General features: G+C 69.8%; 1 protein-coding gene and 1 pseudogene. One reads left to right on the forward strand and one right to left on the reverse strand.

Annotated features, from left to right (window positions below; all coding sequences use genetic code 11):
* The first annotated feature begins 582 nt into the window (after positions 1–582).
* Positions 583–714, forward strand: a complete 132-nt coding sequence (locus tag CR165_RS26095; protein WP_281262133.1) for a hypothetical protein — start codon at positions 583–585, stop codon at positions 712–714.
* Here the strand turns inward: CR165_RS26095 and CR165_RS24200 are convergent.
* A pseudogene (locus CR165_RS24200) lies at positions 711–828 on the reverse strand (IS5-like element ISMex42 family transposase); the annotation flags it as partial. The gene CR165_RS26095 and the pseudogene CR165_RS24200 overlap by 4 nt on opposite strands.

An 828-nucleotide genomic window follows, 5' to 3' on the forward strand; every position in this document is an offset into this window, starting at 1 on the left:
CGCCGAAGCCGCTGATGCCGACGATGCCGACGCGAATGCTCATGCTGGTGTCCTTCCGGGGTGCGGGCAAAAGAAAACCCCCGGAGCCGGGGGCTGCGGGGGTTCAGGAATGCGGGCCGGGGCCGCGCCGGCGGGTGGGGCCTAGGGCGAGGCCGCCGCCCCGCGGAAGGGCGCTGATCGACGCGCAGCCCGGAGAGCCGCCGCTTGGGTGCGGGGGCGTCGGCGTCGGTCACAAAGGGCGTGGAGGCCGGGCATGTCCGGCGAGACTGTCGCTGCCCCCATTCATCGTCAAGCGGAATGTCCGGGGGGGGGAGGGTCATTTGGGGGGGCGGGTGGGGGAGGGCGGCAGCTATCCGGTGGCGCCTGCCGGTTTTGCGCTTTCATGGCCGCTCCGTTGTCTCTGGTGGGAGGATCGTATTCCTAGAAACTGAACCGCCCTGTTTCGGAGCGGCGCGCATCTCCCCCCGCCCGCTCGTTGGATCCCGCTTGCTGGCGCCGTGTCTGGCCACCCGTTGCGCGCCCCGAACACCTGTCGCGTCCCCTGGCGCTGGTTTCTGCATCATCCGGAGGGGCACGCGCTTCGTGGCGGCCTCCGTCGGCGAGCACGGCAACTGGAACCGCAGCGAGCCGGGGGGCTACAAGGTCGTCTTCGTGCCCTTCCGCGACAACCACCATGCTGGCCTGCCGGTGGGCGTGGTGACTAGGGCCTGTTAGAGCTTGAGCCAGTCGGCGGCTGCTGCGAGGCAGAGGATGCCGATGAAGGATCGGGCGGTCTTCTCGTAGCGGGTGGCGACGGCACGCCATTCTTTGAGGCGGGCCCAAAGGTTC

The sequence above is a fragment of the Teichococcus aestuarii genome (assembly GCF_003116135.1).
Lineage (GTDB): Bacteria > Pseudomonadota > Alphaproteobacteria > Acetobacterales > Acetobacteraceae > Pseudoroseomonas > Pseudoroseomonas aestuarii.